The organism is Parendozoicomonas sp. 209JJ7-1 (assembly GCF_058147085.1).
In genome coordinates this window covers 48,597-75,560 of the sequence record NZ_JBYVJU010000017.1, presented here as the reverse complement: position 1 = coordinate 75,560, position 26,964 = coordinate 48,597, and the positions used below count along the sequence as shown (strand labels likewise).

Annotated in this window: 26 protein-coding genes; 11 read left to right on the top strand and 15 right to left on the bottom strand. The window is 51.0% G+C overall.

The genetic code is table 11. The features are described from left to right. Window positions 1–38: 38 nt before the first annotated feature. Window positions 39–629 carry a YajG family lipoprotein gene (locus ACY2RQ_RS16200; protein WP_490114032.1) on the bottom strand — a complete coding sequence of 197 codons (591 nt, stop codon included), beginning with the start codon at window positions 627–629 and terminating at the stop codon, window positions 39–41. Window positions 630–807: 178 nt separating this feature from the next. Between ACY2RQ_RS16200 and ACY2RQ_RS16195 the strand changes: the two genes are divergently transcribed. From ACY2RQ_RS16195 to rimI, 3 genes are all read left to right on the top strand, one after another. Beyond that, window positions 808–2,349 carry a 2-isopropylmalate synthase gene (locus ACY2RQ_RS16195; RefSeq protein WP_490114031.1) on the top strand — a complete coding sequence of 514 codons (1,542 nt, stop codon included), beginning with the start codon at window positions 808–810 and terminating at the stop codon, window positions 2,347–2,349. A gap of 97 nt (window positions 2,350–2,446) precedes the next feature. After that, entirely contained in the window at window positions 2,447–3,328 is an 882-nt protein-coding gene (locus ACY2RQ_RS16190; protein ID WP_490114030.1) for a uracil-DNA glycosylase family protein, read from the top strand. Then, a complete protein-coding gene (rimI, locus tag ACY2RQ_RS16185; protein ID WP_490114029.1) occupies window positions 3,325–3,810 on the top strand; it encodes a ribosomal protein S18-alanine N-acetyltransferase in 486 nt (161 codons plus the stop codon). The genes ACY2RQ_RS16190 and rimI overlap by 4 nt, the downstream gene beginning before the upstream one ends. Here rimI and ACY2RQ_RS16180 read toward each other — a convergent pair. After that, window positions 3,807–5,252 carry a hypothetical protein gene (locus tag ACY2RQ_RS16180; RefSeq protein ID WP_490114028.1) on the bottom strand — a complete coding sequence of 482 codons (1,446 nt, stop codon included), beginning with the start codon at window positions 5,250–5,252 and terminating at the stop codon, window positions 3,807–3,809. The two genes, rimI and ACY2RQ_RS16180, sit on opposite strands and share 4 nt — an antisense overlap. A 294-nt stretch (window positions 5,253–5,546) precedes the next feature. On the opposite strand from ACY2RQ_RS16180, the gene ACY2RQ_RS16175 reads away from it, so the two are divergent. Beyond that, the gene (locus ACY2RQ_RS16175) at window positions 5,547–6,152 is read left to right on the top strand and encodes a carbonic anhydrase (protein ID WP_490114027.1); all 606 of its coding nucleotides are present in this window, start codon (window positions 5,547–5,549) and stop codon (window positions 6,150–6,152) included. A 114-nt stretch (window positions 6,153–6,266) separates the two neighbouring features. Further along, complete coding sequence (locus ACY2RQ_RS16170; protein WP_490114026.1) at window positions 6,267–6,746, top strand: DUF2947 family protein; 480 nt, start codon at window positions 6,267–6,269, stop codon at window positions 6,744–6,746. Here ACY2RQ_RS16170 and ACY2RQ_RS16165 read toward each other — a convergent pair whose 3' ends face one another. Next, window positions 6,747–7,361, bottom strand: coding sequence for a LysE/ArgO family amino acid transporter (locus ACY2RQ_RS16165; RefSeq protein ID WP_490114025.1), 615 nt, complete (start codon window positions 7,359–7,361; stop codon window positions 6,747–6,749). A gap of 125 nt (window positions 7,362–7,486) precedes the next feature. Between ACY2RQ_RS16165 and ACY2RQ_RS16160 the strand changes: the two genes are divergently transcribed. Continuing rightward, window positions 7,487–8,383 carry a LysR family transcriptional regulator ArgP gene (locus tag ACY2RQ_RS16160; RefSeq protein WP_490114024.1) on the top strand — a complete coding sequence of 299 codons (897 nt, stop codon included), beginning with the start codon at window positions 7,487–7,489 and terminating at the stop codon, window positions 8,381–8,383. Window positions 8,384–8,400: 17 nt separating this feature from the next. Here the strand turns inward: ACY2RQ_RS16160 and ACY2RQ_RS16155 are convergent, their stop codons facing one another. Further along, complete coding sequence (locus ACY2RQ_RS16155; protein ID WP_490114023.1) at window positions 8,401–10,869, bottom strand: inositol phosphate phosphatase SopB; 2,469 nt, start codon at window positions 10,867–10,869, stop codon at window positions 8,401–8,403. 165 nt (window positions 10,870–11,034) lie between these two features. Between ACY2RQ_RS16155 and ACY2RQ_RS16150 the strand changes: the two genes are divergently transcribed. The 3 genes from ACY2RQ_RS16150 (at window position 11,035) to ACY2RQ_RS16140 (ending at window position 13,833) form a co-directional block, all read left to right on the top strand. Continuing rightward, the gene (locus tag ACY2RQ_RS16150; protein ID WP_490114022.1) at window positions 11,035–11,697 is read left to right on the top strand and encodes a nitroreductase; all 663 of its coding nucleotides are present in this window, start codon (window positions 11,035–11,037) and stop codon (window positions 11,695–11,697) included. A 192-nt stretch (window positions 11,698–11,889) separates the two neighbouring features. Beyond that, the gene (gene purU / locus ACY2RQ_RS16145) at window positions 11,890–12,762 is read left to right on the top strand and encodes a formyltetrahydrofolate deformylase (protein WP_490114021.1); all 873 of its coding nucleotides are present in this window, start codon (window positions 11,890–11,892) and stop codon (window positions 12,760–12,762) included. 87 nt (window positions 12,763–12,849) lie between these two features. Then, entirely contained in the window at window positions 12,850–13,833 is a 984-nt protein-coding gene (locus tag ACY2RQ_RS16140; protein ID WP_490114020.1) for an XdhC family protein, read from the top strand. Here the strand turns inward: ACY2RQ_RS16140 and ACY2RQ_RS16135 are convergent. The 8 genes from ACY2RQ_RS16135 to ACY2RQ_RS16100 form a co-directional block, all read right to left on the bottom strand. Beyond that, on the bottom strand, window positions 13,830–14,963 hold the full coding sequence (locus ACY2RQ_RS16135) for a TonB family protein (protein ID WP_490114019.1): 1,134 nt from the start codon (window positions 14,961–14,963) through the stop codon (window positions 13,830–13,832). The two genes, ACY2RQ_RS16140 and ACY2RQ_RS16135, sit on opposite strands and share 4 nt — an antisense overlap. A gap of 526 nt (window positions 14,964–15,489) precedes the next feature. Further along, window positions 15,490–16,836, bottom strand: a complete 1,347-nt coding sequence (locus ACY2RQ_RS16130; RefSeq protein WP_490114018.1) for a tetratricopeptide repeat protein — start codon at window positions 16,834–16,836, stop codon at window positions 15,490–15,492. A gap of 9 nt (window positions 16,837–16,845) precedes the next feature. Then, window positions 16,846–17,454 carry an energy transducer TonB gene (locus ACY2RQ_RS16125; protein ID WP_490114017.1) on the bottom strand — a complete coding sequence of 203 codons (609 nt, stop codon included), beginning with the start codon at window positions 17,452–17,454 and terminating at the stop codon, window positions 16,846–16,848. Window positions 17,455–17,465: 11 nt separating this feature from the next. Beyond that, on the bottom strand, window positions 17,466–17,876 hold the full coding sequence (locus tag ACY2RQ_RS16120) for an ExbD/TolR family protein (protein WP_490114016.1): 411 nt from the start codon (window positions 17,874–17,876) through the stop codon (window positions 17,466–17,468). A gap of 85 nt (window positions 17,877–17,961) precedes the next feature. Continuing rightward, entirely contained in the window at window positions 17,962–18,492 is a 531-nt protein-coding gene (locus ACY2RQ_RS16115) for a MotA/TolQ/ExbB proton channel family protein (protein ID WP_490114015.1), read from the bottom strand. Window positions 18,493–18,503: 11 nt separating this feature from the next. Then, window positions 18,504–20,006: a MotA/TolQ/ExbB proton channel family protein gene (locus ACY2RQ_RS16110; RefSeq protein ID WP_490114014.1), complete on the bottom strand. Its 1,503-nt coding sequence runs from the start codon at window positions 20,004–20,006 to the stop codon at window positions 18,504–18,506. Next, complete coding sequence (locus tag ACY2RQ_RS16105) at window positions 20,006–20,788, bottom strand: DUF3450 domain-containing protein (protein ID WP_490114013.1); 783 nt, start codon at window positions 20,786–20,788, stop codon at window positions 20,006–20,008. The genes ACY2RQ_RS16110 and ACY2RQ_RS16105 overlap by 1 nt, the downstream gene beginning before the upstream one ends. A 404-nt stretch (window positions 20,789–21,192) precedes the next feature. Continuing rightward, entirely contained in the window at window positions 21,193–21,666 is a 474-nt protein-coding gene (locus ACY2RQ_RS16100; protein WP_490114012.1) for a nuclear transport factor 2 family protein, read from the bottom strand. A 255-nt stretch (window positions 21,667–21,921) separates the two neighbouring features. On the opposite strand from ACY2RQ_RS16100, the gene ACY2RQ_RS16095 reads away from it, so the two are divergent. Next, on the top strand, window positions 21,922–23,502 hold the full coding sequence (locus ACY2RQ_RS16095; protein ID WP_490114011.1) for a peptide chain release factor 3: 1,581 nt from the start codon (window positions 21,922–21,924) through the stop codon (window positions 23,500–23,502). An 82-nt stretch (window positions 23,503–23,584) separates the two neighbouring features. On the opposite strand, the gene ACY2RQ_RS16090 is transcribed toward ACY2RQ_RS16095, so the two are convergent. Beyond that, the gene (locus tag ACY2RQ_RS16090; RefSeq protein WP_490114010.1) at window positions 23,585–24,067 is read right to left on the bottom strand and encodes a copper chaperone PCu(A)C; all 483 of its coding nucleotides are present in this window, start codon (window positions 24,065–24,067) and stop codon (window positions 23,585–23,587) included. 107 nt (window positions 24,068–24,174) lie between these two features. Between ACY2RQ_RS16090 and ACY2RQ_RS16085 the strand changes: the two genes are divergently transcribed. Beyond that, the gene (locus tag ACY2RQ_RS16085) at window positions 24,175–24,978 is read left to right on the top strand and encodes a TatD family hydrolase (protein ID WP_490114009.1); all 804 of its coding nucleotides are present in this window, start codon (window positions 24,175–24,177) and stop codon (window positions 24,976–24,978) included. Window positions 24,979–25,007: 29 nt separating this feature from the next. On the opposite strand, the gene ACY2RQ_RS16080 is transcribed toward ACY2RQ_RS16085, so the two are convergent. Continuing rightward, window positions 25,008–25,781 (bottom strand): hypothetical protein, encoded by a 774-nt coding sequence (locus ACY2RQ_RS16080; protein WP_490114008.1) that lies wholly within the window; start codon window positions 25,779–25,781, stop codon window positions 25,008–25,010. A 249-nt stretch (window positions 25,782–26,030) separates the two neighbouring features. After that, complete coding sequence (locus ACY2RQ_RS16075; RefSeq protein ID WP_490114007.1) at window positions 26,031–26,804, bottom strand: hypothetical protein; 774 nt, start codon at window positions 26,802–26,804, stop codon at window positions 26,031–26,033. Window positions 26,805–26,964 lie beyond the last annotated feature (160 nt).

The window sequence follows — 26,964 nt, the reverse complement described above, 5'->3', positions numbered from 1 at the left end:
CAATAACTGCAATAGCCCTGAAGAGCCAAACCCGCAATTTATAACCGTGCCATAAACCGCATCAGACCCGGGTCAGCAAAAGCTCCCTCAATCGCTTTACCCAGAATGTCGTTAATCATGGCTTCGTTCTCTTCATCGGAGGGGGCCTTTAATACCCGACGATTGTCTTTCGCTGTATAACTGCCCTGGTAAGAACGGTCGCCTGCCTGAACTCTGACCCGCAGAGACGCTTTCAGATTTACCCGGGAAATATAATGCCCCTCCGGCACCTGGTATTCCAAAGTATCCACGTACACCTGAAACTGGGGAGCATTGGCAGAGTCACCGGGTGTCATGCCCAGCTCCACCAGCAGCCGCTCCACATCAGCCCGCACCGCATCCTGAAGATTATTCTTAATGCCAATTCGGTTACTGCTGCTGTAAACCCCACCGCGAGTGCCCAGCCAGGGCGTTATCCGCTCATCATAAACGGTCACAGTTACCGGCCCTTTCAGAGCAATAGCCTGCTCCGGCAGGGTTGCTTCAGGGGCAAGGGTAATGTTCTGCGGTCTCAGTGCACAGCCTCCCAACGCCCCGGCCAAAAGAAATGCGCATAGATACTTCACAAAGGACATTTGCCTGACCACCATACCTGTCTCACCTGTTTTATTGGTAGCGGGTTTTCTATGCTCGCATTGTCGCCGCTCAATAATTGTCACGCAACGGCTGTGGCACACACGACAATTATTGGAAAAGATTCATAGCAGCGATATAGTGCAAAGACATTAGACAGAAAAATCCACAATAAATAATCAAGGACATGGCTTCATGAGCAGTGAACGTGTGGTTATTTTTGATACGACCTTAAGAGATGGGGAACAGAGCCCGGGAGCGTCCATGACCCGGGATGAAAAACTGCGCATTGCCCGCGTCCTTGAACGACTGCGGGTTGACGTGATTGAAGCTGGGTTCGCCATGGCCAGCCCCGGTGATTTCAAGTCAGTCAAAGCTATCGCCACCCAGATCAAGGACAGTACCGTCTGCAGCCTGTCCCGGGCTCTGGACAAGGATATTGACCGGGCCGCCGAAGCCCTGGAACCAGCCACCAGCGGGCGTATTCATACATTTATTGCCACCTCCCCCATCCATATGCGCCATAAGCTGCAGATGGAGCCAGAGCAGGTTATTGAGCAGGCGGTTCATGCCGTTAAACGTGCCCGTAACCAGTGCGGTGATGTGGAATTCTCCTGTGAGGATGCTGGCCGTTCCGAGCTGGATTTCCTGTGCCGGATTATTGAAAAAACCATTGATGCCGGTGCGTCCACCATTAATATTCCTGACACTGTCGGCTACGCCCTGCCCCATGAATTTGGTGAAACCATCCACCAGCTGTTAACCCGTATCCCCAACTCCGACAAAGCCATTTTCTCGGTGCACTGCCATAACGACCTGGGCCTGGCGGTGGCCAACTCTCTGGCTGCGGTGGTGAATGGCGCACGGCAGGTGGAGTGCACTATCAACGGCCTGGGGGAACGTGCGGGCAACGCCTCACTGGAAGAGATTGTTATGGGTCTGCGCACCCGTAAGGACAGCCTTGGGCTGGAAACCTGTATCCAAACCGAACATATCGTACCCGCTTCCCGTCTTGTATCCAGCATTACCGGCTTTCCGGTTCAGCCCAACAAAGCCATTGTCGGCGCTAACGCCTTTGCCCATGAGTCGGGTATTCACCAGGACGGCGTACTCAAGCACCGGGAAACCTACGAAATCATGAAGGCTGAAGATGTGGGCTGGAACACCAACAAAATGGTGCTGGGCAAACTCTCTGGCCGCAACGCTTTCCGTACCCGTATGGAGGAACTGGGTATTACTTTTGAAACCCAGGAAGAACTCAATACCACCTTCAGCAGGTTCAAGGATCTGGCGGATAAGAAACGGGATATCTACGACGATGACCTGCAGGCCCTGGTCAACGAAAGCCGCCTGGATGTGGTCGAGGTTTACCAGCTCCATGATATGTCCGCCGATTCCCGTATGGGTTCTATGCCGGAAGCCCGGGTCGTGCTGGCGGTCAACGGCGAACACAATGAAGTCATCAGCACCGGTGACGGCCCTGTGGATGCTACCTTCAAAGCCATTGAAAGCATTGCCCGTTCCGGCGCACAGCTGGAACTTTATAATGTCAGCGCCATTACCAGTGGCACCGACTCTCAGGGGGAAGTCACTGTTCGCCTGGCCCGAGATGGCCGTATAGTTAACGGCAATGGAGCGGATACCGATGTAATTGTGGCTTCTGCCAAGGCCTATGTTCATGCCCTGAACCTGCTGGAAGCCGGTGAAAAAGTGAATCCCCAGGCCAGTTCCCTATAAGCTGCATCCGAATCCAACAGACCGGGGACAGAACCCTGCCTGTTGGATTACAATGGATGCCTTTGGGTAAATGTATTTTCAGCACCAGCGGATACGCATGAAGGAACGACAGCGACAGGACTATCTGGAAGCTATGGGAATCCAACCCTGGTATCCCCGCTTTGTGCTGCCCGGTGCCCTGCCTTCACAGGTACGAGAGGCCGATGAAGAAGATCTTCAGATTATCAGCCAGCCGGTAGAAGCCGTTCATATCCCCATACAAACACCAGCCATCAATGCCTCTGCTCCCCTTCATGGTATTGCAGAACAGCAACCTGTCTATCCTCAGTCTGCACCACAACCTGCGCCAGCACCTTCTTTCGACAGCCCAAGGGAGTCATCTGGTATTCTGAATGATCTTGGCTTTGCGAGTCCCACTCCGGAAGACAGGGAAAAAGACTCTGTATCACCTGAAACAGAGACCACAGAGCCAAAAGAGAGCACACTTGCCGAACCTTTCCGGCTGGCAGTTGTAGAAATCAGCGATACCTGTCTGGCCATTACCGACCTGCCCTGGTCCGACCAGACACAGTTTACCGGTTACCATGAGCAGCTGCTGCGCAATATCCTGAAAGCTGTTGGTATTCAACCAGACCAGGAGCTGAGAATCGGCCTGTTCGCCTGGCCGATACTGCCGGAGCACTCCGCCATTGACCGCTGCTTTGCCAAAGAAGCTGTTTATGGTTTTTTAACCAACCAGTTTGGCCTGAAACGCCGTAAAACCATTCTGCTGTTTGGCCGTACCAGCAGCCTGTACCTGTGGAACGACAGTGAACCCTTTGAGAATTGTCGCGGCATGCAGCAACGGGATGATACCCGCTATGCCATCACCTGCAGCCTGGGTGAAATGATGAGCCTGCCCGAACTGAAAAACGATGCCTGGGCCAACCTCCGCCCCCTGCGCGATGCCTTGCAGAAAAACGCCCCCGAAACCAAATGACCAGCCATACAAACCTGAATACGACATGGGATGATAACTTCACGCTGCGCCCCATGACAGCGAATGATGTTGATACCGTCCTCGCCCTTGAAGTCAGCACCAATCCGTCACCCTGGACCCGGGGTATTATTGCCAACTGCCTTTCATCCGGTCACCACTGCTGGCTACTGAAACAGAATGGCACTCTGGCAGGCTATGCCATCACCATGATTGCAGCAGGAGAAGGGCATCTGCTGAATATTGCTGTCTCACCGGATTTTCAGCGGCGGGGGCTGGGCCAACGCCTGCTGGACTTTATGATTGATGAAGCCCGGGAAAACAACGCGGAAGTGATGTTCCTGGAGGTTAGGGTATCCAATCATGGGGCGATAGAGCTTTACCTGCGCAATGATTTTGCTGAAGTGGGTCGCCGTCCCAATTACTACCCGGGAAAAAAGAGACGGGAAGATGCCATCGTTATGGCCAGGGATTTGAATTATTAATTCCCGTAAAAAGGTACAAAATCCTTAAGTTCACCGCTGGACAGGTCGTAACACTGGTCATTCACTCTTTCGCAGTCTTCATCATACCTGGGTCGAATACTGTAAAAGCCTGCGCCGACCTGATCGTCCAGTTGCAGCGTCCAGTTCCCGTTCTCTTCGGTAAATGACACCAGGGAGAACGCCGGAACATGCTTTAACCAGCCCCGGCTGAAATACCAGCGCTGATCATTGCTTCTGGCTCTTTTGGCGCATTCCAGCATCAGGATATTTTTTTCCGTTCGGGTCAGGCAGAAAGATTCACCCAGCGTGCGGTTATGGATCGCTTTTGTTACCAGATTATGGGACCACTGCTGAGCGTCCCTGCCTGTTGAGCACTCCTGAAGCGACACCCGGTTGACCGAATCTTCCTGGCCAAAGGTGTTTCTGATTTTGGCCCTGGAGATATCAAGGCAAATATTCCGGTCAGTTCTTAACTGCTTGAGGCTAAACCAGCCAGCCACCTTGCTGACCGGCAGAGCGTCCTTCTCTTCTTGCTCATCCGGTTCATCTGGCTTATTCGGCTCCAATGGCTCAACCGGCTTATTGCTGTCTTTATCTTTACCGACGTCTCCATCATCCTTGTTCTCATCAGCATCAGAGGTATTATTATCCTGTGGGCTATTCCGGGTTTTCTCTTCTGGATTATCAGCAGACTCTTTATTGCTGTCTGTACCCTTTTCCTTATCGTTTTCTTCTTCCTTATTCTCGTCCTTATTTTTGTCACTTTCTTCAGGAGCGGGAATATCTTTCTTGTCCTGGTCTAAAACATCCGTCTCCAGAGAAATCACCGGACACTGGCTCCTGTCTTCAATAATACGGTCACAAATACGACACTCTTTCAGCCAGGGAGGCGCGTAACACCAGCTGTCTCCGGGGGGCGTGGCCTTCAGCCAGTCAAAACTGCCACCCCAGGTACCCAGGCTTTGCCGGGAAACAGAGTCATACACCCGCACTGCCAGCCCCTTAACAAGGGCCTCCCCTCTTGCCTGATAACTGTACAGCTCACCACTGCTGCTCAACCCCCAGGCCTGGGTCTCATTGGTACCAAAACGGCACACATCCAGCTGCAGGCGTTCACCATTTTCAGTGGTTTTCCGGGTCAGGCACCATTTGATGTCCTCTTTGTATCCCAGAGTGCCCACATGCTCAATATGGAATTTATTAATGCCTACTTTCCAGAACAGGGCATTTTCGGAAGAACAGAACCCAATAATCAGAAGGTAGCTGGGATCGGCATTGTCACCGTTTGCAGTTTTCTTCCCGACAGCCAGGCAACGGTCTTTATCGCCACTGGTCTGTAGCTGGAATTGCTGAATATCCCCGGAAGCCCCGGCAGACCACGGAGAAAAAACCACAGAAAGAATAGCTACAAGAAAAGAGAAGAATACCCTGAAGATCGCCATAACCCGCTCCATCCCTGAGAGGCCAGAATAGCGGCTGAACTGCCAGCTGCATCACATATTATCTCTCTCACTATAGCCGCCCCTGTTTACCCGACCGCGCTCTGACCTTTAAACTTGGCGAGATACCAGTAAGTCGTCAAAAGAACGAGGATTCACAGCTGTTTCTGTCAAATCAGTTTCAGGAAGTCAGCTCGTCCGTTACCTAAATTCTACGAGGAGACTCTGGACGGTTAAGGCGCACCTGTTTAGGCTACCTGTAACAACGCAATGATTGGGTCGGCTGTGTCACGCGATATGTCAGATATTCGTACACTTCTTAAGCAGAATAGAAAATGGGCAGAAAAGCGCGAAGAGCGTGAGCCTGGCTTCTTCTCATCTCTTGCCAAAGGGCAATCCCCCGAATACCTGTGGATAGGCTGTATCGACAGCCGTATGCCGGCGGAAATGCTAACCGGCCTCAAGCCCGGCGAAATGCTGGTCTACCGCAATATTGCCAATCTGGTAAACCATTCGGATAACAGCTGCATGTCCGCTATCCAGTTTGCTGTGGATATTCTTAAGGTGAAAAACATCCTGGTATCCGGACATACTAACTGTGGTGGCGTAGCGACAGCCCTGAAAGGTGAATCCAGCGGCTCCCTGCGGGACTGGCTGGAGCCTTTGCATAATCTGTGCGAGTGTCACAGCGAGCAGTTGGAAAACATTCCCGATGAAACCGACCGGGCCGACCGCCTGAGCGAACTGAGCATCGAACAACAGGTTCTGAATATTGCTGAAACCCAAACCGTCCAGAATGCCTGGAAGCGGGGCCAGGATCTGACTATCCACGGCTGCCTCTATGATGTTGCCACCGGTGAGCTCAAGCAACTGGGTATTAAAGTCTCCGGCAGCACCGCTTAAAAACTTTCTGTTTTCCCTGCCCGGGCACTTTCCGGGCAGAGTTCCTCCCCATTATCTGATACAGTCCGTCTACTTTTACCAGCACCGTCTGCTCTGTAACAAACACATTATCTGATGAAATACATCCCCCTGTCCGAATACAAAAACGCCTGGGTCTTTCGCCATGCCGATATGCCAGTTCCTCCTGAGGATCAGGCCCTGATCAAACCCATGAAAACCATTGCCGCCATTGATGTATGGCGCAATAACATCAGCAAACAGTGCCTGACCCCCGAAGATTTTAACGCCGACGACTGGCCCGCCAAAGAAGAGAGCTGGGAATTCAGCGGAGAATGGCAGCAGCAGTGGGAATCAGACAGCCCCGACCTGCCGGAAGTGATGGCAGAGAACCTGCCCTGGACACCAGAAACCACCGTCTATTACTGCATCGACAGTGAAACCGTTCTGGAAACTACCTGGGAAGTATTCAGTCGCCACTGGAAAAATTTCTTTTTCTTCGATGACGGCTGTGTACTGATTGGCAGAAAGCGCAAACAGGCCGTTCGGGTTTACCAGGATGGTAAAGTCAGTGTCGGACACAAAGGCCAGAACTGATTACAGCCAACGTGCCAACAAAGACGCCGCTATCGACCACATTAACAGACACACCAGCAAATCAATGCCCTTGCGTACCCTTGGCCGGGAAAGCACGGGAGCCAGTCTGGCCGCTCCGGCGGCCAGAGTATAAAACCAGACAACTGACGCCAGTATGGTGCCTCCAGCAAACAACCAGCGTTCCTGTTCCCCGAATTGCCCGCCAATGCCTCCAAGAACAACGACAGTGTCCAGATATACATGGGGATTTAATAATGTCAGCGCGAGAGTTGCTGCCAAGACGGATTTAAGACTGCCGCTCCTGTTTTTTTCAAACTCCAGACTACCTGCCGGTTTCAGCGCGCTGCGCAAAGCTAAAGCTCCGTACCAGGTTAAGAAAGCGACTCCGCCGATTGTCACGGCCATCATTAGCATCTGGTTTTCTGCAAATAGCGCACCTGCACCAAAAATGCCAAGCAGAATCAGAAATACATCGCAGACGACACAGACAGTGGCAACCGCAAGATGATGATTACGGGCAATTCCCTGTTTTATAACCCAGGCATTTTGCGCGCCTATGGCAATAATCATGGAAGCCCCGAGAAAAAAACCCTGTACGGCAGGAAGAATTGACATTAATTTGTTTGGCTCTGGTAAAGTTTCTTAAAGTGTTTTGTTAATTTGTATTCTTTATATGGAGGTTAAACGACAAACGTGCTCTCCGTTAACCTCAATTTTCTAACTGTCCATCAATTTTTCTAATGAATAACCTGGATTATCGCCTGATTGCCGCTCTTGATGCCGTTGTAACCAAGCGCAGCTTTGAGCGAGCCGCCGAACAACTTTATATTACCCAGTCCGCCGTCTCCCAACGCATTCGCCAGCTGGAGAAACAACTGGGCCAACCCCTGCTGATTCGCAGTCAGCCCCCCCAGCCCACCAACACAGGGCAACGCTTGCTGACCCTGTTCCGGCGGGTGCAGCTGCTGGAGAAAGAAGCCCTTCCCGAACTGCAACAGAAAGCCAACAGCCACTTCCTGCCCCTGTCCCTCGCGGTCAACGCGGATACCCTGGCCACCTGGCTGCTACCGGCACTGGCACCGGTTCTGCGGGAGCAACCTGTTGAACTGGATCTGCGCATCGCGGATGAATCCCGTACACTGGATCTTCTGCGCCGTGGAGAAGTGCTGGGTGCGGTAAGCAGCGAGCCCGTTCCCGTGGCCGGCTGTATTGCTGACCGACTGGGACGTATTGAATATGTCTGCGCAGCGTCACCGGACTTTATCAAGCGTCACTTCCCCAATGGCATAAACCGGGAGAGCCTGGTGAAGGCTCCGGCCACGGCCTTTGATCACTTTGACGACCTCCACCAGCGCTATCTGGAGCAACACTTTGAACTGCCTCCCGGGGAAGTGCCCTGCCATATCGTCGGTACCTCAGAAGCCTTTGTGACCCTGGCCAAACATGGTGTTGCCTACGGTATGATTCCGGATCTGATGATCCGTGATGAACTGGAGTCCGGAGAACTGGTGGAAGTGATTCCGGATATTCGCCATAACCGGGTACTGTTCTGGCATCGCTGGGCTCTGGAGTCAGGGGTGATGAAGCAGGTGAGCAAGCACTTGATCAGCTATGCCCAAAAGCAGTTACTACCTTGAGAGGTCTGCCACTTCACTTAATGAATAAGCCGGTACAGGGCCCGCCCCTGTTCGGCTTTACCATAATTGGTTTTATAACCTGGTTCGTTCACATTCTGCTGCTGAACTTCCAGGTTACCCGTTCCATATAAGAATGTCTGAACGGCTTCCCGATGCTCCCTTTCTGCCGGAGCCAGCGGATCAGGCACATATCCCAGCCTGTCGATTTCCGACGCCAGAACCTTGATTCTGGCATCTGCCTCTCCGGTACGATCCTTGCCACTTTTACAGTTGAAATGGGACACCGCACCTGTCATCCAGGCCAGCAGCTGAACCCGCTCCATCAGCTTGTAAGCGTCCCGCCCTTCGCTGTGGTGCAGGTTCTGGCTGAACAGGGTTCTAGCCTGGGTCGCCAGCTGTTTAACAATGGCAGCCTTCTCAGGATCATTTTCCCCATTTTCTGCCATCCAATTTCCGACAATGCCCCCCAGATCACTATCCGGATGGCTGTTGCCCAGCAGTGTTTCTATGCCCTCACGATTATATTTATCCGCATGCTTCCAGGTTCGGCCGAGGGTGGAGAGAGCGGTATTCAGGCCAATATTGTTAACCGGGATATTCATCTGTGCCAAACGCACATCCACCTGCATCTTACGGGCATTCCCCTGGCTGTCCACAATATCCAGGTCTACAGGTCTGCTGCACAGTTCTTTTAAAATGCGGTGCTGATTTCGCTGAAAGATCAGCTCATCATCATGAAAACCCGTAACATGCCGGGTATCATCCGGAGACATCATGGACGTCGTAACAAAATCCAGGGATAACTCGCCTTTCTCCCAGGCCAGATGCTGTTGCTCCGGTGATAACCGGGTCAGCTTCTCCACCAGAACGGCCGTCAGCAGTTCTTTTGCCCTGCTCGCCATAATCTGTTCCCTTTCCTCTGGGCTTTTCACCTTTCTGGGATAGAGCGTGCCGCTGCGCAGGCTGGAGAAAATCTCTTTTTTTCCGTCGTTTTCCAGACGGGTTTTATAAAGGTTAATGGAATGTACCCGCTCCGTCGTATCTCCTGAACTCCGACCACCACCATGATAACTGATGGCAAATGGGTCCCGGTTGCCTTGCTCTTCCCCTGGCCGGTGAAAGCGCATCTGCCCGGCTGGCTGCAAAGTGGACGGGTAGGTATGAAAACGACCATCCACTCTTACTTTCAAAGGCTTGCTGATCTCATTCCACTCACTGGCATTAGTCACGGCCACTATTGTTTTTCTCCAGCGCTTTTCCAGCCCCTTTGCAGGAATACCAGCCTCAACCAGCAGGTTCCGGAGTTCTCTAGCATCCTGCTTAACGGTTTTCTTCAGGTTCTCTCCCTGGACAACCGGTCTGGGAGTCAGTTCACGCCGACGTTGTCTAAGAACATTATGGGCTTTTTCCAGAACCTCCAGCCGATCTGAAGACTTTGAGACCTCTTTTTTACCCGTTTGCTTACCTGCATGAAGTCGTATACTGGCACGATCAACTTCCTCTGCAATAATCAGCAGGGCCACATCAAGATTACGTTCCACTGCCTGCAATTGTTTGTCCGGGCTGCGGAAATCAACATCAATAAGATGCTGAAGAAATTCCATATGCTTTTTGGCCACACCCTGTTGCCGGTAAATATCCAGAGCCATGGCCTGACGAAGATCTTCCTGCAGCCCCGCGCCTCCACCTCTCTGCAAGGCTTTCAGGCTGGAATCCAAACGTTGAAGGTGAAGGCTGGTATCTTCCAGCTGCCCTTCCCAGTCCCGGCTTTCAAGATGATCAAAGGGTGATTCCCACTGCAGCCTTGCACTGTGACTGGTGTTATAGCGAAAAGCATCCAGCAGCCTGCTGTCCTCAAACCCAAGGGATTTGCCTGACTGCCAAAGGTTTACATCCTGAGAGTACAGAGGCTTGTTACCACCCAGCACCCGGCTGACTTCCGGGGCCGCATTACTAAAGCCCGATGGTGTACTGGCAAAGACATTGGTTACCAGTTCCCGTGCCTCCTCTTTGGAAATGGCATGGTCTCCCCACTGGTGAAAAGTCTGCTCCAACCTTTGCTGAAGATGTTGACGTTCATATTCCGGCAACTGACGGGCTGGATAGCCCTGAACCTGGGCAAATATCTCCCGGGCCAGGCTGCCCTGTCTGTCCAGGTTCAACCAGCTTTTCATATGCTTCTGGTTGGTATGATCAATTTGATCTTTCAGCCTGAGAGCCTGGTTGTGCAAACTGACAATACGTCGGGCAGTTAAAGGCTTGTTACCCGCCTTGTTCATAACCGTCTCACCCACGCCGTTGCCGTAGTCCTGCTTTAAATGGGCAGCCACAGAGCTGGCCTGATAAACGGGACCGGAGTCTGAAGTTTTAAAGACCTTGGCCAGCCAGCGACCAAAGAAATTAACGGATTGAGCCGGGCTGATATTGCCAGCCTGTTCATATCCCTGGGCCTGTCCCGATTCCAAAGCCCTGCCGAGTGCGTTCAAGGCTCGCTCCTTCCATTTTTATCTAAAAAGAGCTATCGGCAGAGCAAAGGGAAACATGCAAAGGTGTGGCCAGGCAGCTGGTTATCTTTTAAAACTGTGGACGATGTAATCATACCCCGTTTATGATGATGCCCTGAAAATAACAACACTAAACCGGTAACACCCATGACAGTCAGTGAAGCCGTCCGCGCCCGTACCACCTGCCGGGCTTTCCGCCCCAAACCCGTTGATGAAACCCTGCTGCGGGATATTTTCACCACCGCCCAGCAGGCTCCGTCCAACTGTAATGTTCAGCCCTGGCAGGTTCTGGTGGCTTCCGGAGAAAAGAAAGATCAGCTGAAAAAAGAGCTGGTTGAGAGCGTAATGAGTGGCAAGGGTCCGAATCCGGACTTTACCTGGCTGGTGCCTTATCAGGGTGTTCACCGCGACCGCCAGTTCGGCTCAGCAGCAGCGCTCTACGGAGCCATGGGCATTGAACGAAGTGATAAAGAAAAACGCAACATTGCCATGCTCCGTAACTGGTCATTCTTTGACGCTCCCCACGTTGCGATCTTCACCATGGATAAATACCTGCAGATGATGGGTGCCGTTGACCTGGGTATCTACGCCCAGACCCTGACTCTTCTGCTGGAAGAGCACGGCATCTCCAGCTGTATGCAGGGCGCTTTGGGCCAGTTCACCACGCCTGTTCGCAAGATGTTTGATCTTCCGGAAGAGCGTGGCGTGCTGTTTGGTATGTCTTTTGGTTATGCTGATGAGACGGCCGATGCCAACAAGGCAAAAACGGTTCGGGCCAGCCTCGAAGAAGCTGTACATTTTCTTAGCTAAAAGCTGAACTCTTCCTTCGGGTCAGAGACTTTCACCCGGTTCTGTGGCCCCGATAACGCCTGTACCTGTCGGAGAGTTAGGTTAGAATCCCGCCATAAGCAGCCATAAGCAGCCATAAGCTGCAAAGTATTGCCCACCCTTAATTACCAAAAAGGCAATACTCAACGGTAAAAGCGGGAGGAGTAAACAACCATGACCACCAGTACAGACCAAAATCACCAGTATGTACTGAAAGCTACCTGTCAGGCCGGCACGGGGATTATTGCCGCCGTAACTTCATTTTTATCGGAGCAAGGTTGCTATATCAGCGAACTTAACCAGTTTGATGATCAGGACAGCGGTCGTCTGTTTATGCGTGCCCGTTTTCATGTGGTATCAGGCCACTCTGAACTGAGTGACCTGCAGTCACAGTTTCCGGAAGTCGCCGAGAAGTTTCATATGGAATGGCAGATGCAGTCTGCCACTGCCCCTGTACGCACCATTATTATGGTGAGCAAATTTGACCACTGCCTCGACGACCTTCTCTATCGCCGCCATAAAGGCGAGCTGAATATGGATATTGTCGCGATTGTGTCCAACCACCTGGACCTGCGCCCCATGGCTGAACGGGAAGGTATTCGCTTTATCTATCTACCGGTAAACAAAGAGAACAAAGTCACCCAGGAACAGGCTTTGCTGGACGTAGTGAACGAAACCAAAGCGGACCTGGTTGTTCTGGCCCGCTATATGCAAATTCTTTCAGATAACCTCTGCACCCAGCTGTCCGGCAGGGCCATAAATATTCATCATTCATTCCTGCCGGGCTTTAAGGGAGCCAGGCCCTATCACCAAGCCTATGAGCGGGGCGTAAAATTGATTGGTGCCACGGCTCATTACGTAACCTGTGATCTTGATGAAGGCCCGATTATTGAGCAAGCAGTACAGCCGGTTGATCATACCTACACCCCGGAAATGCTGGTCGCCACCGGACGGGATACAGAAACCGTCGCTCTGGCCAAAGCGGTAAAGATGCATACCGAACACAGGGTATTCCTGGATGGAAATAAAACAGTTGTCTTTAAATAATCTGCTGTAACTCTGACAACCCGGAGTGCCATGCGGCTTCCGGGCAGCTGTACAAAAGCACCTATTCCAATAAAAACGACCAGAATTATGAATACCAACAACCAGCATGTTATTGAGACTGTTGTCAACTGGCTGCAGCAGGGCCATAACGTCTGGCTCGCCACAGTGTTCAAGACCTGGGGTTCTTCTCCCAGGCCGGTGGGTTCATTGATGGCCTGCGTTCCTGGAACCGGACTGAGTGGCTCCCTTTCCGGTGGATGCATAGAAGAAGACCTGCTGAAACGCTTTGCAGATGGCAGCCTTGAGCAGCAGTATCAGCAGGCAGGACACCCTCTATTCCTGGTTTTTGGCGCTACGGACGATGAACAACAGCGTTTCCAGCTTCCCTGTGGCGGTACCCTGGATATTATTCTTGAACGATTGAAGCCTGATACAGAGACAATCTCCCACTTCCAGAAATTGTTTGAAGCCCAGCAGAATCGCAAAGCTGTTACCCGTTCAGTCTCTCTGACCGGTGAACAATTAAGTCTCTCCAGTCATTCCACAATAGACAGCCCGATACGAAAAGACGACATTCTTCACCATCCCTTCCGCCCCCAGTGGCAAATGCTGCTAACCGGAACTGGAGAGGTAACCCGCTGTATCGCGGAGCTTGCAACTGCTACTGGCTTTACCGTGACTGTATGCGACTTTCGACGTACATTTCTTGAGAACTGTGATTTTGATAATGTCGATATCATGGAAGCCTTCCCCGACGATCTGATTCGGGAACACTTCCATGACAGCCACAGTGCCATTATCACCCTGGCCCATGACCCAAGGGTCGACGATATGGCACTGATGCAGGCATTAACAACAGAGGCATTCTATGTAGGCGCTATGGGCTCCCACAGAACATCAGAGAAACGACTGAAGCGTCTTCATGGGTTAAGCCTGAAACCAGAGCAAACAGAAAAACTCCATGCGCCGGCGGGTTATTCCACAGGGAGTAAAACCCCCTGGGAAATTGCCATTTCAATAATGGCTGAAGTAATTGCCGCCCGTAACGCCAGCATTGCCGGCAAGGTTTAATTCAGTAGTGCAAAGCGGAACGGAATAGAAACCTCAAAGGTATCGGCTTCCAGCAGTTCTGGAATGGCGGGGAAAGGCACAGCTTTTTCTACCGCTTTCAGGGCCGCGTTACTCAACTCCCCGAAACGGGCCTCTTCTATTACCTGGGATTTCAACAGTTGCCCTTCCCTGTCCACTTCCACCTTGATAACCACATAGCCTTCCCGGTTACGACGCAACGCCCGCTTGGGATAAATGGTAAATTTATTGGCATGACTGACCACCCTGCGCAGATACTGACCGGATGCAGCCTGTATGGCTTTCAGACGCTCCAGCTCCCGCTGTTGGGCCAGGCGTTCTTCCTCTTTACGAAGACGTTCTTCTTCCAGCCTTTTCTGTTCCGTTGCCAGCTGCTCCCGTTTTTCCTTTTCTTCTTCGGCTTTTTTATCTGGTTTAGGCCCTGCAGCCTTTTCAATCTGTTCTTCAACTTCAGGCTCTGCCACAGCAACTTCTTCGATTACTTCCACAGGCTCAGGCTTGGGAGAAAACCAGAACGCGATTATCTCTCCTCGCCCTTCCTGGGGCTTTAGCGCATCAAAATCAGCAATATGTCCATAGGAACGATCACCGGACTGTCCGAGAATATCTTCTTTAAAAGCCTGGAGGGGAGGATGTTTGCCTATCCAGCTACGCAGAAGGAGATTAATAAAGCCGGCATCCTCAAAGGTCAGCGCGTTTACGCCATTAATAGTTAGCTGGAACTTATTATCCACAGTTTCCATAACCATTTCGTCGCCTCTTAACAGACGACCCTTAACAATCATGGAAAATTCAACAATTTCATCATCATACTTTTCCAAGTCTGCCCTGCTGTTATTAATTGCCAGGGCGTGGCTCCACAGCTTATAGAACCGACGCTGAGTAAGATGTTTGGCCGCGACTCTTAAAACAAGGCGTTTGTTAACACTGTCTGTCAGAAGGTCATCGGCTCCCGCATTATTATTGTCAGAGTAAATGGCTCCATAATAATAGTTTTCCGAGAGTTCTTTATAAATACCAACGCCAGAAAGGTAGGGAGTTTCAGCAGAAGCAACGGCAGATAAAAAACAGGCTGCCACGAGAACGATTACATTCCTAGCCCGATATCCCATATTCCACATCCTTTTTTTTTATTCTTATTCCGCAGTGCTCCATTTCAGGGCGGCACACTGCTTTACTCTTTTTATTAACTCCAGACTATGTGATTCACTTCCTGCCGGCAACCACCAAAACGACAGTTACAGCCTTAATGGCTCAAACCATCATTATTCAACCTCAAAAGAGACATCTGTGTTTATTAAAACAGTTAGCCCCCTCCAGCCTCCTGATAATCTTCCAGGCTGTCAGAATAGTTCCGGCCTTGATTCTTCAAAGGTCAGATTCTTATGTGTTTTGATATCTGACTTTTAGCAGAAAATCCTTTCGTTGAAGAGTTTCCTATATAAACCATCAGGTTTTCACAGCCTTCAGCGCATCCGATATGCCTGAGTACTCTGTTAAATCCTGAAAGTAAGACGTTCGCTGCGATGATTAGAAATCCGGGGGTAAAACAACCATAGGACTGGATTAGTCCCATGGTTTTGAAAGCAAATACACTTTTACATATCAGCTATATGTAGCAGCCATTCATAAAAACGACTAACCTCGCTTCAGGCTTTCCTCCCGGGCAATCTCATTAGCCATATACTTCAACCACTGACTGGCAAACTTCTTGGAGCGTTTATCTTTTTTCGCTTCGGTAAACGCTTTCTTCGCCTTGTCATACTGCCTGGTATTGAAGTAAGCCATACCCAATGAGAGGCGGGCACTATCCGGACGTTTGACTCCGCCTTTCTTCAAACCAGCGGTAATCGCTTTAATGGCTTCACCGTAGTTTTCCTGGTCAACATAAATGTTGCCCAGCTGGGTCCAGAGTTCGCCCTTGTCGGATTTACTTGCTGCCTGTTTCATAGCGGGAATCGCCTTGTTCAGCTCCTGGGCTTTTCGCCAGGCACTGGCCAGCAGTTCCATATTCTTGGCAGTTGGCTTAATTTGCTTGGCTTTCAGGCCCTTTTCCAGCACCGCGCCGGCCTTGTAAGGCACATCGTGGGTCAGGTAGAGGTAAGCCAGGTTCACCAGCTCGCTCTCTTTGGTCAGAAAGCCCTGCAGATAAGCCGTTTCCATAGCGGACAGCTGCTTCTTCTCCTGATTGATCTCCCCGTACATATGGGAAACCTGCACCCAGTATTCCTTCTTCGGATAGAGCACAATCAGCTCTTCCAGAACTTCCACCACCTTGTTCAGGTGAGCTTTTTCATAATGAAGGAAACGGGCCAGGCTCAGCCATTGCTCTTTCGGGAGCTTGCCCTTGTTCCGGTTCATGGAGATGGCTGTTTCAATATCCCGCAGGGAGTCATCGAACTTCTTCAGCTGGTAGTACGCCTGAGAGCGCAGAACAAAAGCACTGGTACTGGGAGTTTTCGTGTAATCAAACCATACGTTCAGCTCCTTCAGGCCTTCATTCCACTGCTCCTGCATCATCAGCAGCTGGGCGACGGTATAACGGGTATTCACCTCCAGGGCGAGGGGAATATCCTTCTGAGCGATAACATTTTGATAAGCCTGCAGCGCTTTATTCAAATCCTCACGGGCATAGTGAATAAAAGCATACAGGTTATAAACGTTAGCCAGTTCATAGCTGTTCAGGGCTTTCTTACCTGAGCGAGAACGCAGAGCATCCAGCATTTCCAGGGCCTGCTCATACTGTTCTGCCTCAACAGCCTTTTGGGCTTCACTCAGCTTTTCGTAAACCTTGTTACGCAGGGCCGGTGTACGACGGGTTTCTTCCTTCTTGGCTGCGGCCTGCACTTCGGCAGGCATAACCGCGGTAGAAACCACTGCCATCTGAGCAACAAATACCGGCAGACTAAACGCCACAGCCTTGAGCAGTGGTCGGCCCCACTGACCGGTCATCCATCCTGATACTGGTTTCAATAGTGATGTCATAAAGCCTCCCTACTTCTCCAGCCTGAAGGTGAAACGGTTACGCACCCCGGCCACTTCGATGGGCGTACCATCAACGACTCTGGGCTTGTACTTGAATTTCATCGCAGCTTTAACCGATGTCTTTTCAAATACACCTTTCGGCGCACAGTCAATGGGAACAGGATTACGGATAGAACCGTTCTTGGTTACGGTGTATTCCACTGTGCAGTAACCCTCAATACCCCGGGAGTTGGCCCGGCGGGGATAAATAGGCGCGACTTTTACGATGGGAAGATATTCACCGTCCGCAGACCCCAAACCGTTACCCAGGCCGATATTCAGATCCAACCCAAGGTTGGGAGTCATATCCACCGTGCTTTCCGCCAGATCAAAGTTCTCAACCTGGGGCGGTTCAAACTCGGGGGGCGGCTCTTCCGGCTCATCGGGTTTTTCAGCCTTTTCTTCCTTCAGCTGGGCTTCAATCTCACGCTCGGGCATATAGATATCCGCCAGCTTTCGGGCCGGGGTTTTATCGAGATTGGGATCAGCGCTTTCGATCAGGGAGAGCATCAGGTAGAACAGCCCCCCCGTCACTACGCCCCCCAGCACGAGGCTAAACAGTAATCGAAGATATTTCATAAATGCCTGCCCTACTCAGTCGTGGACAGGGAAACATCAAACACCCCGGCTGCCCTGGCCGAATCGATAACAGACGTCACTGTATCGGTATTGGACTGTTTGTCCGCCTGGATAACAACCGCGCCCTCCGGGTTCTCGGCGTGCATCCGCTCAATGACCGCACGTACTGAACGACGATCTATACGACGCTTGTCGATCCAGACTTCATTGGTCGGGGTAATGGCCACGAGAATATTCACATTCTCAACCTTGTTGGCCGTAGACGCTTCCGGACGTTCCACATCAACACCTGCTTCTTTGATAAAGGAGGCAGTCACGATGAAGAAAATCAGCATGATAAACACCACGTCCAGCATGGGCGTGAGGTCGATCTCGGAGCTCTCTTCTGCGGCACTGTTTTTTGCAAACTGATTTATACGCATATCCGAACTCTTATTGTTTTTCCGGGTTCCGCTTTATCTTCTATCTCGGGATAAAACCGGGCCTGCATGCAGGCCCGCCGGTTTATTAGTGGTCGGTGGTCAGGTGATCTTCCAGCAGTGTGTTTTCACGATCCATGACCCGACGGATATAAGTCATACCGAAGACACCGGACAGCGCGGCCACCATTCCGGACATGGTAGGAATGGTCGCCTGTGACACACCTCCCGCCATGGCACGGGCATCACCACCACCGGTTACGGCCATTACGTTAAAAACCTCGATCATCCCGGTTACAGTACCCAGCAGCCCCAGCAGCGGACAGAGCGCCACCAGGGTTTTGATCATGGGTATACCCTGATTGATCTTTTCCCGCGTCTGGGAAATCAGCAACCGCCGTACCTGCCTGGCATGCCAGGACTTACGTTCAGCCCTGGCTTCCCAGATATCGATGGATTGCTGAACATCACGGTGCATGGCTCTGCGAAAGTACAGGAAACGTTCATACATCAGAGTCCACAATACCAGGGTCAGCAGGCCGATCCACATCATGATCGGGCCGCCGGCTTCCATAAACCTGCGAATAGCATCCAGGATGTCATAAAGCATGATCATCATGCCGTCCTCCCTTATGCGCCTGCAGGTACACCAGCAGATTTACGGGACGCTGCACGCTGCTGGGCTGCCGCTTTCTTTTTCTCAAACTGAACTTCGGTGCGCTGGGCAACAATGCCAGTGCTCTGTTCAACAATAATGTTGATAATCTTCTTGGCACGGCCATTTACAATGGTGTGCAGAAGAACGGTGGGAATGGCAACAACCAGACCAAGTACCGTGGTTACCAGGGCTCCGGAAATACCGCCGGCCATAGCCTTGGGATCACCGGCACCAAAGATGGTAATGGCCTGGAAGGTAATAATCATACCGGTTACCGTACCCAGCAGACCCAGCAGGGGCGCGACTGCGGAAATAATTTTCAGCAGGTTCAGGCCGCTTTCAATCTTCGGCACTTCACGGACAACCGCTTCAGAGAGCTTCAGCTCCAGGGTTTCCGGATCGAGTTCCGGGTTATCTTCATAAACCTTCAGCACACGGCCCAGAGGATTGGCGGTACTGGCGGAATCACTCTTCAGCTGACCGTTCACCTTCAGTCCCATCACGGACAGAACCAGCAGACGGAACAGGCCCAGCAGCAGAGCAAAAACACCCACACCGGTGATGATGTAACCGATTACGCCACCCTGTCTCCAGCGCTCTTCCAGGTCGGGACTGTCAATCAGTGCAGCCAGATAAGAACCACCGCTGGGGCCTGTGGGATCAACCCCAAAAGGGGTCAGGCCACTGCTGGAGGCACCAAGATCACGACCCCAGCTCTGGTAAGGACCACTGGGCTGACGGGCCAGGGAAGAAAGGGTGCCATTTTCGTAGGTCAGGTACTGGCCATCTTCCGAAACCACGTTGAAGGAGCCAACCCGCACAACCTTTTGGTTAGTCTTTTCGCCATCGGGGGAAACAACGGTAGCATCAAAGGAAGCGATACGACCGGATTCCGTCATTTCACGCTGCATCTCGAACCACAGACGTTCAATTTCAGCGATGCTTGGCAGTTTCTCGGAACCGCTCATCTTGTCGATCAGCTGATCCAGGAACTCTTCACGACCGGGATACTGGACACTGGTCAGGGAGTTTTCCACAACACTGCGCAGGTCGCCGGTACCGGACGTCAGGTGACCGAAGAGTTCGGTCAGGTTACCCAAGCGGTCTTTCAGCTGACGCTGCTTCTCAACCAGCAGACGTTCATTCTCTTCAAACGTCTTTTCCAGACGGGCAGATTCACGCTCTTTGGCGGCGCGGGTCTTTTTGGCGTCTGACAATTGTTTCTTCTGGGTGTTGCGCTGGGACAGGAAACGGGCTTCACGCTTCTGGTTGCCCTTGGCCTCAGAAATCTTGCCCTGCTGAACCTGCTTCAGCAGCTGATCCAGAGAAGCTGCTTTCTCTTCCGCCATAGCGAAAGGAGTGCTTGCAGCCAGGGTCATGGACACAGCCAGCAGCGCAGATTTCACCAGGCTTTTCTTTCGAACGCTGGTTTTCATGGTTGTTTTTATGGTTGCTTTTATCATTGTTGTAACCATTACTGAGCCTCCGGTGCAGAAATCGGCAGCTTCAGAATATCGATTGAGGCTTGTTTACGGGCGATACGCAGACCTTTCTGGATAGCGCTGCGGTACTCGCTGTTGTCCAGCTGAACCCACTGACGGGCTTTCTGGTCCCAGGCACCTGAAACCTGTGTGTCAGTTGTCTGGTACAACAGGGCGATACGGCCAACCCGGAAGAATTTCACTTCCCGTTCAACACCGTCAATCTCTACGGTACCGTCGTATGTATCGATCTTGCGGCCGTATTCATTCTCAATCTTGTAGGCTTCCAGAACCTGACGGAATTTCTCCGCAGTGGAAAGGTCAGAGCGGTCCACATTGGCCCGCAGGAAAGCAATCCGTTCTTCACGCTCACCTTTCAGGAAAGGTATATCCAGCTCAACAAACTGCTCCAGTCCATCAATCATACGGATGATCAGGGGAGTCACCTGACGCTGGATAACAGTAACCTGTTTAATGGAGTCGCCTATATCTCCAAGACGGCGCTGCTGGTCATCAATCTGCTTCTGCAGACGGTTGTTATAGACATTCAGGCCGTCAATCTGCTTGCTGACGGTTTTGAATTCAGCGAGGAGGGTATCAGTCTGACTGACAATGCCGTCTATCTTCTGCTGTGAGGTTTGCGCAGCACGGGTTTTGTCAGCGCCAACATCCAGGACAGACTGGACACTTCCTGTCTGGGCACTCGCGGAACCCGCAAAACCGACAACTGTCAGTGCTATTGCGGCCGCCAGAGCTTTAGAGCGATTTGCTTTCATACGAACAGCTTTCCATCTGCGATTTTAGAGTTATTAGGTTTTTTTGTTATTCGACTGACTCGACGCCCTTACCTGTAACATCCTGGTACTGGATCTTTCGAGTATCAGTATCCGTTTTTATTATTTGCTTACCAGCGCAATCAGGACTCTATTTTTATATTTTTTCCCTGCCTGCGCCAGTGATGTTTGCCCGCATGCCAACACTGTTTCTTTCACTACAAGAGTTCTACCCTCATAGAGGTTGTTTGGCCCAAATGACACCGCAAATGGCCAGATCAGCCAGATAGTTTCTACAACCTGTTATTGAACGTAAAAACCCGGATTCCGGATACATTCACAAACACTTAAGCCTGCCTGAATGCAAGATTTAAGTAATTAAGCTTCTAAATAAACAGACGGGGGAATTAATCGGGAAAAGACAGCCCTTCGGACTGGCCCTGAAGGGGCGCTGACAGATGGAAGTGAGCGATAGCCCATTCTTCATCACTACCTTTCTGTTCTTCCAGCACCATACTCATACGCAGGGGTGGCATATGGCGCTTTTCTCCGGAACTGTCGGTTTTCAGGACATAAGATACGGCGAGATCATATCCAACATAAAGTGATGTGCCGGTGCGGAACCCATGGATATTGGACGGAGTCAATGAGGTTTCAGCCAGTTCACCAAAGTCCCTTCTAAAGCCTTTCAGCATCTCCTCCCGGCCACCGTGAAATACCTCATCGGCTCCGGTTCCGTAGGAATAGGTCTCCCCCGTGGAAAACCACTTGATCACGACATCGGCATCAAGGGTTTCATACACCTGACAGTAGCGCTCAACGAAGCTGAGCAGTTTCTCCATATTTTCACCGGTCAGCGAACCATTCTGCGTTTGTGTCATCAGATCGTCTCCTGCTTTACAGGCAATATAGACCCTAATTTTCTTTAATATTCTCCCTCGTAACAAAAATGGTCAGTGAGGCTAACAGCCTGGAGAAGTGGATATAAAAACCATCTCAGATATTCCCGACTATCATTCTTCCCTTATTTCGTCCCCAGCGGTTTCGAGAGTTTAACAACTGAAATTTTTCACTACTCACACTCGGTGGTCAGGGTATAATCCCGCGATTCTTTTTTCCCTGTTCCGTGAGGAGCCATGTCAGACTTTATCCAGGAAGTGTGCAAACGCCGCACTTTTGCCATTATCTCCCACCCGGACGCCGGTAAGACCACCATTACCGAAAAGCTGCTGCTGTTCGGAAACGCCATCCAGATGGCGGGAACGGTCAAGGGCAAGAAGTCCGGGCGCATGGCCACCTCCGACTGGATGACCATGGAAAAAGACAGGGGCATCTCAATCACTACCTCCGTGATGCAGTTCCCTTACAACGACCGTATGGTCAACCTGCTGGACACCCCCGGGCACGAGGACTTTTCTGAAGACACTTACCGCACCCTGACCGCTGTGGACAGCTGCCTGATGGTGATTGACGGCGCAAAAGGTGTTGAGGACCGCACCATTAAACTGATGGATGTGTGCCGTATGCGGGAAACTCCCATCTTCACCTTCGTCAACAAGATGGACCGTGAGGTGCGGGACCAGATTGAAGTGATGGATGAAATTGAGTCCATCCTGAAGATCGACTGCGCCCCTATCACCTGGCCCATCAGCATGGGCAAGAGCTTTAAGGGCGTGTACAACCTGTACACTGATACCATCCATGTATTTCAGCCTGGCATGGGCCACACCATTCCCGATGATGTGCAAATCAAGGGCTTGGAGTCCGACGAAGCCAAAGAACTGCTCGGCGAAATCCACGAAGAGTTTGTGGATGAAATTGAACTGGTACGCGGGGCCAGCCATGAATTCGATATAGAAGAATTTATGGCCGGCCAGCAGACACCTGTCTTCTTTGGTACAGCCCTGGCGAACTTCGGGGTTCGGGAGATGCTGTACTACTTTACCGAATGGGCTCCCAAGCCTTTGCCCCGTCCGACCAAAGACCGGGAAGTCGCACCCATGGAAGAGAAGTTCTCCGGCTTTATTTTCAAAATTCAGGCTAATATGGACCCGAAGCATCGGGACCGTATCGCCTTTATGCGGGTCTGTTCCGGCAAATACACCCGTAATATGAAAATGAAACATGTGCGTTTGGGCAAAGATGTGAAAGTGGCCGATGCCGTGACCTTTCTGGCCGGGGATCGTTCCCAGGTGGAAGAAGCTGTATCCGGAGATATTATCGGCCTCCATAACCACGGCACCATCCAGATTGGCGACACCTTTACGCAGGGAGAAGAGCTGCGCTTTACCGGGATTCCGCACTTTGCGCCGGAACTGTTCAAACGTGTCCGCCTGAAGGACCCGCTGAAAATGAAGCAGCTCCAGAAGGGCCTGAAGCAGTTGTCAGAAGAAGGCGCGACCCAGCTGTTTATGCCCCAGCGCAATAACGACCTGATTCTCGGCGCGGTGGGTGTGCTGCAGTTTGATGTAGTACTTCAGCGTCTGAAAGATGAGTACAAGGTTGATGCCATTTACGAAGCCGTTAACGTGCATACAGCCCGCTGGGTAGAGTGTGATGATCCGAAAATACTGGATGATTTCAAGCGCAAGAATATGGAGAACATTTCCATAGACGGCGGCGGACATCTAACCTACCTGGCCCCGACCCGGGTAAACCTCTCCCTGGCAGAAGAGCGCTGGCCGGATGTTCTGTTCCGGAATACCCGGGAGCATTAATAGCAGCATTAATAGCGCTGTCTGACCCAGTCTGAGACTGTAAAGTTACTGCCGGCAACTTTACAGTCTCAGGCTTACCATTCTAACCAGACAGGTTGCCTGTCTCTGCTACCTGTTTTTTAACAGAGGCTTTTACCGGTACCACCAGTCCATTGCTAAAGTGCAGCTCAAGGGCCACAACCTCACCTGTCATCAGTGTTTTATTCAGCCCCATCATCATAATATGCAGGCCACCGGGCTTGAATTTCACCCGTTTTCCAGCAGGTATAGTTATAGAGTCCTGATGTTCCATACTCATTCGGTTCTCTTTCTTAACCGTGTCGTGGAGCATAATGTTATCCGCCACCGGGGATACGACTTTCACAAGAGAAACATCCGTCTTGCCCAGGTTTTTAATATTCATATAGGCGGCGGTATTGGCACTGCCCGGAGGCATGGCTCTCACCCTTGGCTCAGTCACCAGAATATCATTGACCGGTGCCGCATTTGCCTCTGTTACAACTGCTCCTGCTGCAAAAAACAGTAAAAACACCAGTGTCAGCTTCTGTGTCATTATTTTGAACATTGACGCACTCCTGCTTTCCCGGATGAGTATTGGAGATATAGTGTAGGCTTATATTTTTATTAAAAAATAATACCGACTTTTGTACAGAAATGAACCAGAACCCACCTATGCTGTTCGACAGCCACTGCCATTTGGATTTCCCTGTCTTTGATCACGACAGGCACCAGCTTCTACGGCAATGCGCTGAGGCCGGCATTCAGCATATATGCCTTCCCGCCACAATTCAGGAGCACTGGAACAGACTCGAAGCCCTGACCGGAAAACATGCAGCAGGAAAAAATAGCACAGGTGTAACTGTCTGGGGCGCTCTTGGTCTTCACCCCTACTTTCTGGCCGACCATGAAGAAAAACATCTTGAGGAACTTGATCAGAAACTGTCTGCCCGAAGCCGCCATCTCGTAGCCGTAGGAGAAGCCGGACTCGATTTGTATATTCCTGACCCCAACCTTCCACGGCAAATTGCCCTGCTGACCCGCCAGATAGAAATAGCCACCCGCCACGGTCTGCCACTTATCCTTCATGTACGCAAAGCCCATGACCAGGCGGCAAGCCTGTTAAAGAAAATGAGGTTTCAGGAAGGAGGGATTGTTCACGCCTGGTCCGGCAGCGAGCAGCAGGCTCAAGTATTTATCAAGTTGGGATTTAAACTGGGTATAGGCGGCAGCCTGACCCACGACCGGGCGAAACGCTTGAGGAAACAGGTTACCAGACTTCCTCTGGAAGCTTTTGTACTGGAAACCGATGCCCCCGATATTCCACCCGCCGGCATGGCCGGACAGCGTAATACACCTCTTACGCTCTTGCAGGTACTGAAGGTGATGAAAGAGATTCGCCAGCAGCCCTCTGAGCAGCTGGCGAAGATTCTTTTTGCCAACACCTGTGCAGCACTGAAACTGCCAAATTGTTCTTAGAGCCTGTTACAGCTGTCTAGGTTCCATTCTCATTCTGAAGCGATTCCCGCACTGGGCGATTTCTTGAAAGAATAAAAAGAACAGGGTTGGTACACCGTTGTATACGGGCCAGCAGTTCGCTTGAGCGCATGGGGTGGTAAGAATACATTGATATCGCTGTCCGCTTCGGAACCACCGACTACACCCATAGATATCTTGGTGGCTGTTTTATCTGCAATCGTAAAGTTAAAGCATCGTAAACCGAGCAAAAAAAACATAGGAAATACCCACTTTGTACCTGCCAGGATCTCACTGTCTGGTTGGGCGCAGGCGCTCCAGCACTGGTCTTCTGGTATATTTCCCGAACTTACCGTACATAATTCTTTTGAGCGTTGGTCCAGACAGTCGTCCCTTGCTTTGAGCTGAGGAGAACATTGTGTGCAGTTCTTCTCGTGTGCGCAGTCAGTCGTCTTCATGCAGTCAAAAGCATCTTTTTGTTTACTCTTGCAGTCCGTTTGCTTGGTGCAGTGCGCGAATGTAGGAAATTTTGTGTTGAGATAAGCTGGATTCTCATCTTTGCTTCCAATAGTGACGACTGATACAACAGGATTAGAGCCGGTGCAGTATTCCACAAGAATATCGTCTCCAAGACATCGTGGAAAAAAATCCTGCTGAAAAGGCGTATGCTCTCTGAACGACAGTCCTGTCTCTAACTCAGACATTGGGTAAGCCATGCTGCTTTCCGGACTGACAAGGCCTGTGGCTATCAGGTTTATAATAAACAGTAGCCGTATACTAGAAGGCTGTGTAAGTTTAATATTCATCAGATCAATTGCCCCTGTATTAAGGAACCAGATGTTTGTCTGAAAATAGATTCACCTTGCAGGATTGTCTAACGCGGTAGAGAAAATATGTTTGGCTGACGCCGGTATTGAGCGAATGCACAAGACAGTTTCCTCCTGAGTGTTTTGTTCCCCAACCCTGTTGAATGGTGTAATCCATTTTGACTCATTGAAGCCGCTCTTTAGGTGGAGCGGATCACCCCATTAGTTACAGCTGTCTGGGTTCCATTCTCATTCTGAATCGATTTCCGCACTGGACGATTTCTTGAAAGAATAAAAAGAACAGGGTTGGTACACCGTTGTATACGGGCCAGCAATGCGCTTGAGCGCATGGGGTGGTGAGAATACATTGATATCGCTGGTCGCTTCGGAACCGCTGACTACACCCATAGATATCTTGTCGGCTGTTTTATCTGTAATCGTAAAGTTAAAGCATCGTGAACCCCACAAAAAAAGAAAAGGAAATTCCCACTTTGTATCTGCTACGATCTCACTGTCTGGTCGGGCGCAGGCGCTCCAGCACTGGTTTTCTGGTATATTTCCCGAACTTGCTTTACATAATTCTTTTGAGCGTTTGTCCTGGCAGTCGTCCCTTGCTTTGATCTGAGCAGAACATTGTGTGCAGTTCTTCTCGTTTGCGCAGTGATCCTTCTTTATGCAGTCAAGAACCTCTTTTTGTTTACTCCTGCAGTCCGTTGGCTTGAGGCAGTGCGCGAATGTAGGAAGTTTTGTGTCGAGATAAGCTGGATTCTCATCTTTGCTTCCAATAGTGACGACTGATACAACAGGATTAGGACCGGTGCAGTATTCCACAAGAATATCGTCTCCAAGGCATCGTGGAGAAGAATCCTGCTGAAAAGGCGAATATTCTCTGGACGAGAACCCTGTCTCTGACTCAGACATTGGGTAAGCCATGCTGCTTTCCGGACTGATAAGACCTGTGACTATCAGGTTTATAATAAACAGTAGCCGTATACTAGAAGGCTGTGTAAGTTTAATATTCATCAGATCAGTTGCCCCTGTGTTAAGGAACCAAATACCTGTCTGAAAATAGATCCATTTCGCAGGGGTGTCTAAAATTGTCTAACGCGGCAGAGAAAACCTGCTTAGTTGAATCCATTGCAGTCCTGCCCAAATGTCCGGATTATCCAAACAAACCCTATGG

What these genes read in the sequence shown, in the direction of transcription:
- ACY2RQ_RS16200 (WP_490114032.1), bottom strand. Translation starts at nt 629, where the DNA reads ATGGTGGTCAGGCAAATGTCCTTTGTGAAGTATCTATGCGCATTTCTT.
- ACY2RQ_RS16195 (WP_490114031.1), top strand. Translation starts at nt 808, where the DNA reads ATGAGCAGTGAACGTGTGGTTATTTTTGATACGACCTTAAGAGATGGG.
- ACY2RQ_RS16190 (WP_490114030.1), top strand. Translation starts at nt 2,447, where the DNA reads ATGAAGGAACGACAGCGACAGGACTATCTGGAAGCTATGGGAATCCAA.
- rimI (WP_490114029.1), top strand. Translation starts at nt 3,325, where the DNA reads ATGACCAGCCATACAAACCTGAATACGACATGGGATGATAACTTCACG.
- ACY2RQ_RS16180 (WP_490114028.1), bottom strand. Translation starts at nt 5,252, where the DNA reads ATGGCGATCTTCAGGGTATTCTTCTCTTTTCTTGTAGCTATTCTTTCT.
- ACY2RQ_RS16175 (WP_490114027.1), top strand. Translation starts at nt 5,547, where the DNA reads ATGTCAGATATTCGTACACTTCTTAAGCAGAATAGAAAATGGGCAGAA.
- ACY2RQ_RS16170 (WP_490114026.1), top strand. Translation starts at nt 6,267, where the DNA reads ATGAAATACATCCCCCTGTCCGAATACAAAAACGCCTGGGTCTTTCGC.
- ACY2RQ_RS16165 (WP_490114025.1), bottom strand. Translation starts at nt 7,361, where the DNA reads ATGTCAATTCTTCCTGCCGTACAGGGTTTTTTTCTCGGGGCTTCCATG.
- ACY2RQ_RS16160 (WP_490114024.1), top strand. Translation starts at nt 7,487, where the DNA reads ATGAATAACCTGGATTATCGCCTGATTGCCGCTCTTGATGCCGTTGTA.
- ACY2RQ_RS16150 (WP_490114022.1), top strand. Translation starts at nt 11,035, where the DNA reads ATGACAGTCAGTGAAGCCGTCCGCGCCCGTACCACCTGCCGGGCTTTC.
- purU (WP_490114021.1), top strand. Translation starts at nt 11,890, where the DNA reads ATGACCACCAGTACAGACCAAAATCACCAGTATGTACTGAAAGCTACC.
- ACY2RQ_RS16140 (WP_490114020.1), top strand. Translation starts at nt 12,850, where the DNA reads ATGAATACCAACAACCAGCATGTTATTGAGACTGTTGTCAACTGGCTG.
- ACY2RQ_RS16135 (WP_490114019.1), bottom strand. Translation starts at nt 14,963, where the DNA reads ATGGGATATCGGGCTAGGAATGTAATCGTTCTCGTGGCAGCCTGTTTT.
- ACY2RQ_RS16130 (WP_490114018.1), bottom strand. Translation starts at nt 16,836, where the DNA reads ATGACATCACTATTGAAACCAGTATCAGGATGGATGACCGGTCAGTGG.
- ACY2RQ_RS16125 (WP_490114017.1), bottom strand. Translation starts at nt 17,454, where the DNA reads ATGAAATATCTTCGATTACTGTTTAGCCTCGTGCTGGGGGGCGTAGTG.
- ACY2RQ_RS16120 (WP_490114016.1), bottom strand. Translation starts at nt 17,876, where the DNA reads ATGCGTATAAATCAGTTTGCAAAAAACAGTGCCGCAGAAGAGAGCTCC.
- ACY2RQ_RS16115 (WP_490114015.1), bottom strand. Translation starts at nt 18,492, where the DNA reads ATGATGATCATGCTTTATGACATCCTGGATGCTATTCGCAGGTTTATG.
- ACY2RQ_RS16110 (WP_490114014.1), bottom strand. Translation starts at nt 20,006, where the DNA reads ATGGTTACAACAATGATAAAAGCAACCATAAAAACAACCATGAAAACC.
- ACY2RQ_RS16105 (WP_490114013.1), bottom strand. Translation starts at nt 20,788, where the DNA reads ATGAAAGCAAATCGCTCTAAAGCTCTGGCGGCCGCAATAGCACTGACA.
- ACY2RQ_RS16100 (WP_490114012.1), bottom strand. Translation starts at nt 21,666, where the DNA reads ATGACACAAACGCAGAATGGTTCGCTGACCGGTGAAAATATGGAGAAA.
- ACY2RQ_RS16095 (WP_490114011.1), top strand. Translation starts at nt 21,922, where the DNA reads ATGTCAGACTTTATCCAGGAAGTGTGCAAACGCCGCACTTTTGCCATT.
- ACY2RQ_RS16090 (WP_490114010.1), bottom strand. Translation starts at nt 24,067, where the DNA reads ATGTTCAAAATAATGACACAGAAGCTGACACTGGTGTTTTTACTGTTT.
- ACY2RQ_RS16085 (WP_490114009.1), top strand. Translation starts at nt 24,175, where the DNA reads ATGCTGTTCGACAGCCACTGCCATTTGGATTTCCCTGTCTTTGATCAC.
- ACY2RQ_RS16080 (WP_490114008.1), bottom strand. Translation starts at nt 25,781, where the DNA reads ATGAATATTAAACTTACACAGCCTTCTAGTATACGGCTACTGTTTATT.
- ACY2RQ_RS16075 (WP_490114007.1), bottom strand. Translation starts at nt 26,804, where the DNA reads ATGAATATTAAACTTACACAGCCTTCTAGTATACGGCTACTGTTTATT.